General features: G+C 54.2%; 2 protein-coding genes. Both read right to left on the bottom strand.

The window, feature by feature from the left end:
* Nucleotides 1–82 precede the first annotated feature (82 nt).
* On the bottom strand, nucleotides 83–349 hold the full coding sequence (locus INT19_RS01530; protein ID WP_193059441.1) for a hypothetical protein: 267 nt from the start codon (nucleotides 347–349) through the stop codon (nucleotides 83–85).
* A 102-nt stretch (nucleotides 350–451) separates the two neighbouring features.
* Nucleotides 452–844 (bottom strand): antirestriction protein, encoded by a 393-nt coding sequence (locus tag INT19_RS01525; protein ID WP_193059440.1) that lies wholly within the window; start codon nucleotides 842–844, stop codon nucleotides 452–454.
* Between the last annotated feature and the right edge of the window lie 59 nt (nucleotides 845–903).

Genomic DNA, 903 nt, shown 5'->3' with positions numbered 1-903 from the left:
GGCGTATGGCTTTGGAGCGGAGCGACAACGCCATACCCTGGCGGTAGCCTGTGTGGGGCACAGGCTACCGCCAGGCGGGAGATTATGACTTTAGAGATTCAAGAACGGTTCTTGCCGATGACAGGAGCTTTTCGCACTCATCAAGATCCATGGCCAGTTGCTCTATCGCGGCCACATCGTCAGCATCCAAGATGCCAGCCGTGTCGTTCATAGCCTGCTCAAGCATCGTGTAGCGGGACTCTAATCCTGCTATGTACCCATCTAGCAATGTCGGTGACTGCCTTGCTTCTAGGGGGATGGGGGATAGGCAAATGCCATCCTGGTTGGCGTCATCATAGCCGTATGTCATAAAAGCCTCCTTTGGTCTGCGGTTGCCGCCCGCGCTTTAACGGTGGTGATAGCTTGAAGAGCAGAACGCCCAGCATCCGATGGGCGTTCTGCTTTGCCCCTATCAGGCGGCAGCAATCAAAATCTTATGTTGCTCGGGATGCGTACACGCGAACATGCGCAGCGCGTGGTATTGATTAGCAAAGCGTGAAAGGCGTGTTGTGTTAGCCAGCTTATTGAGTGCGATTAACGTGGCGGTTATCCCCGCTGCATCCGCTGTCATTGAGCCTTCATAAAAAGCGCCTGCTACCTTGATGCTTAGCAGCTCGTCTCTACCGGGGGCGATGTAGGCCGCTTGGCGGTCGCTTAGCTCATAGAACTCCCAAGAACCACCTTGGTAGTCTTCACAAATCATGCGCATAGCGTGCTGAATTTCCAGCTCTAGTGGTTTCGGCAGCAAAGTAGAACGCTGCGCCTTTGGTACGATGCTAGCGGTGATTTTGGTGGTGGGCTGCATAATTGACTCCTATGGTTGCGGTTGCCGCCGCGCTTTGTTTCGACCCTTGTAGTATCGCT

The sequence above is a fragment of the Halomonas sp. 3A7M genome, assembly GCF_014897875.1.
GTDB lineage: Bacteria > Pseudomonadota > Gammaproteobacteria > Pseudomonadales > Halomonadaceae > Vreelandella.
This window is presented reverse-complemented; position numbering and strand designations above follow the sequence as displayed.

What these genes read in the sequence shown, in the direction of transcription:
- INT19_RS01530 (WP_193059441.1), bottom strand. Translation starts at nt 349, where the DNA reads ATGACATACGGCTATGATGACGCCAACCAGGATGGCATTTGCCTATCC.
- INT19_RS01525 (WP_193059440.1), bottom strand. Translation starts at nt 844, where the DNA reads ATGCAGCCCACCACCAAAATCACCGCTAGCATCGTACCAAAGGCGCAG.